Raw genomic sequence first — 3,840 nt, 5'->3', positions numbered from 1 at the left:
GTTAGCCGGTGTTGAACTGAGGCTGGCCGCAGCAGCTCTGCGCCTCGGGAAAGTCGACTTCGACACCCAGCCGTTCGAGGAGCCGTACGGTCGCGATCCCGGTGGACGGATAGACGGCGTCATTGACACAGGTGACGAAAAGGGCGGCACGCATGGGCGGAGCATATGCGGTGTGCGGTGATACGCGTAAGCCCTTCGAGAGGCGACGGAGATCGCGAAAAGGCGTCAGACCTCCGATGAGTAGCACGCGGCGGGCATACGGCAGACTCGACGTGGTGAGAAAGATCTATGTCATCGGTATCGGAGCGGGCGACCCGGACCAGCTCACCGTGCAGGCGGTCAGAGCGCTCAACGAGGTGGATGTCTTCTTCCTCCTCGACAAGGGTGCGGAGAAGGCCGATCTCATCGGTCTGCGGCACGAGATCCTGCGCCGGTATGCCGAGGGCGACCGCTACCGGCTGGTGGAGGCCCGCGATCCACTGCGGGACGCCGCGGCCGACGGTGCCGGCTATCCCGGGACCGTCGACGACTGGCGGAGCCGGCGGGCCGATCTCTACGAGCGCATGATCACCGACGAGCTGGGCGAAGGGCCGGACGACGACCGGACCGGCGCGTTCCTGGTCTGGGGCGATCCCGCCCTGTACGACTCCACGCTCGGGATCCTGGCAGAGGTCCTGGCACGTGGCACGGTCCGGTTCGAGCACGAGGTGATCCCGGGCATCAGCAGTGTCTCCGCGCTCGCCGCCAGGCACCGGATCGGGCTGAACCGGGTGGGCGGGCCGGTGCAGATCACCACGGGCCGACGGCTCGCGGAGGGATGGCCGGAGGGCGTGGACGACCTCGTCGTGATGCTCGACGCGCACCAGTCCTTCCGGCACCATCTCGCGGCCGATCCGGTCATCCACTGGGGCGCCTATGTGGGAACGGAGGACGAGATCCTGGTCTCCGGGCGGCTCTCGGAGGTGGCCGGCCGTATCGAGGAGCTCCGGTCGGCGGCCCGGGAGCGCAAGGGCTGGATCATGGACACCTATCTGCTGCGCCGGGACCGGGAGCCGGACCGCGACCGGGATCTCCACGCGGAATGACCCGGGAAATGAAACGTTCAAATCCACTCCGCCCTCAACTCCCCCTCAACTCCCCGTCGCCCTTCCTCCAGTTCCCCCGTCAGCCCCTCTTCCGGCTCCGCTCGTCAGCTCCGTCCCACGAACTCCCACTCGCCATGCGTCGCGCGGTACACCACGAAGCCCGGCTCCGTACGCAGATACACGGCGCCGCCCGGCGCCCGCACCTCCTCGCGGCGGGCCGCCGGTACATGGATCTCGGCGCTCGCGCCGACCGGCACCCGTACGGTGAGCCGCAGTTCCCGGCCGATCAGCGACCATGCCACTGAGGCCGTGCCACGGACCGTACGGATCGAGGTGCGTGCCCAGCTGACTCCGGTCCGGCCGTCGGGCCGTACGGTGAAGGTCCGGTAGCCCGCGTCCCCAGGGCGCAGCCCGGCGACGTTCTCGTACAGCCACTGGACGACCGTGCCCTGGAAGTAGTGGTCGCGCGAGCGGGAGTCGAGCGGCCACATCTCCCACATGGTGTCGGCACCGTGGTCGAACCAGTAGCCCCAGCTCGGATATGTACGCTGGGTGGCTATGGCGTGCGCGACATCCGGGCGGCCGTGGGCGCACAGGACCCGCAGCAGCACGCTCGTGCCCAGGGCGCCGGTGTTGAGATGGTTGCTACGGGCGGTGATGTCGGCGACGAGACTGTCCAGCACCGAGGCGCGGGCGCCGCTCGGGACCAGGCCGAAGGCCAGCGGCAGGGCGTTGGAGGTCTGCCGGTAGCCGGGATCCTTCGCGGTCCTGTAGTGACCGGAAGAGGTGTCGAGAAAGGCCGCGTTGAAGGCGTCCCGCAGCCCGTCGGCCGCCGCGCGGTAGCGCACCGCGTCCTCGTCGTGGCCCAGCAGCTCGCCCATCTCGGCCGTCTGGGTGAGCGCGCGGTGCAGATACGCGGTCGCCGTCAGCCGGGTGTCCTCGGGCGGATTTCCGCCGTAGCCGGGCGGCAGATAATCGCCGAGCGCGGTGACCGCGAGACCGTCCACCAGCCGGTCCAACTCCCAGTCCAGATACCGGATCAGAGTCGGCCAGTGCTCGCGCGCCACGCGGTCGTCGCCGTAGATCCGGTACATCTCCCGTATCAGGAACGGATATACGGTCGTCCACTCCGGCGACGGCCCGAGATCACCGTAGCCCCAGCCGCCGCTGGGAACGATCACCGGGAGCTGGCCGTCCGGGTTCTGACTGTCCGCCAGATCGCCGAGCCACTTGCCCAGAAAGCGGTGCACTCCGAAGGCATAGGTCATGACGGGCGCGCCGAGCTGTGCGTCGCCGGTCCAGCCGTTCTTCTCGTACATGGGCGTGTCGGTGGGTATGCCGTGCAGATTGTTGAGCAGGGTGCGGCGCATCGCCCGGTCGAGCTGTTCGTAGAAGGGCTCGGAGCAGCGGAAGTCACTGACCTCGGCCACCTTCGAATGGACGACACGGCCCTGGACATCGGCGGGGAGCGGGCGTGTGGGCAGCCCGCTGACCTGGACATAGCGGAAGCCCTTGTACGAGAACGAGGGCTCCCACACCTCCGTACCGCCGCCCGCGCAGATGTACTCGTCGCGCTGGAAGCGGCCCGGCACATGTCCGGTCTCGGCGTGCACGGTGCCGTCGTCCTTGAGCTTCTCGCCGTGGACGAGCTGGACGGTGGTGCCGGCCGGGGCCTGTACGGTCAGCCTGCTCCAGCCCGCGGTCGTACGGCCCATGTCCACGACATACACACCGGGACGCGGCTCACTGATCGCGGTGGGAGTGAGCGTCTCCACGACCTCGATCGGATCGAGCGGCTGGGCGCGCAGGCTGCCTCCGGGAGCCGGCTGGGCGCTGGGACGGCGCCATGCGCTGTCGTCGAAGCCTGGCCGGGTCCAGCCCTCGGGCGCCAGCCGGGCGTCGTATGTCTCGCCCGCGTAGAGGGAGTTGGTGAGCGTGGGGCCTTCGGTGATACGCCAGTCGGTGTCGGAGACGACGGTGGTCCGGGAGCCGTCGGAGTGTTCCATCTCCAGTCGGCACAGGAGCCGGGGCTCGCCGTGCCAGGGCGGCCGGTGCCAGTTCCAGACATTGGGAGTGGTCATTCCGTAGAAGCCCCGGCCGAGTGTCACGCCGATGGCGTTGTCTCCTCGCCGCAGGAGCGAGGTCACATCGTGCACCGCGTACAGCACCGTCTCGTCGTAGTCGGTGAAGGCCGGATCGAGCACCTGACTGCCGACACGCTTCCCGTTCAACTCAGCGACGTAGTAGGCGAGTCCGCTGATATAGAGCCGGGCACGCCTGACCGGTCGGGTGACGGTGAACTCGCGGCGCAGCAGAGGCACGGGCGCCTCGGGCACGGCGAACGACACACCGGTGCCCCATGGTCCCTGGCCGTACGGAGCGAGGACGGCGGCCTCGGTCCAGGCGCTGTCGTCGAAGTCCGGGCGCTCCCAGCCTGGTTGCTCGGTCTCGGCAGCGCGCCAGCCCGCACCGGTGACGAGTTGGTGGCGCACGCCGTCGGCGGTCTCGATCAGCAGCCGGACCAGCAGTCCCGCCGGATTGACGGAGACATTGCCGCGGTTGGTGGCACGGGCGGCGAGGACGAGCCGGCCGTCGGCGGCGGACCGTACGGCCTCGGTGACATCGGCCATCAGACCGGTGCGCCAGCCGTCCACCTGCTCGGGCGCGTGGAGCGTCCACCGGCCGTTGAGATGGAGAGTGAAGTCGTCGTCGGCGGTGGCGAGGAGAGTCGCGCGGACGATGTCGGGGCGGGCGG

At 69.2% G+C, this 3,840-nt stretch carries 2 protein-coding genes and 1 pseudogene; 1 reads left to right on the top strand and 2 read right to left on the bottom strand.

Translation table 11 applies throughout. From position 1 onward, the window contains the following. Window positions 1-4: 4 nt before the first annotated feature. A pseudogene (locus GA0115259_RS35565) lies at window positions 5-154 on the bottom strand (heterodisulfide reductase-related iron-sulfur binding cluster); the annotation flags it as partial. Between the two features lie 121 nt (window positions 155-275). Between GA0115259_RS35565 and cobF the strand changes: the two are divergent. Further along, window positions 276-1,085 carry a precorrin-6A synthase (deacetylating) gene (cobF, locus tag GA0115259_RS35560; RefSeq protein WP_093604508.1) on the top strand — a complete coding sequence of 270 codons (810 nt, stop codon included), beginning with the start codon at window positions 276-278 and terminating at the stop codon, window positions 1,083-1,085. A gap of 104 nt (window positions 1,086-1,189) precedes the next feature. On the opposite strand, the gene GA0115259_RS35555 is transcribed toward cobF, so the two are convergent. Beyond that, on the bottom strand, window positions 1,190-3,840 hold a 2,651-nt coding region (locus GA0115259_RS35555), incomplete at its 5' end, for a family 78 glycoside hydrolase catalytic domain (RefSeq protein WP_107469379.1).

It is taken from the genome of Streptomyces sp. MnatMP-M17 (genome assembly GCF_900091995.1).
In the GTDB taxonomy this organism is placed as follows: Bacteria; Actinomycetota; Actinomycetes; order Streptomycetales; family Streptomycetaceae; genus Streptomyces.
This window is presented reverse-complemented; position numbering and strand designations above follow the sequence as displayed.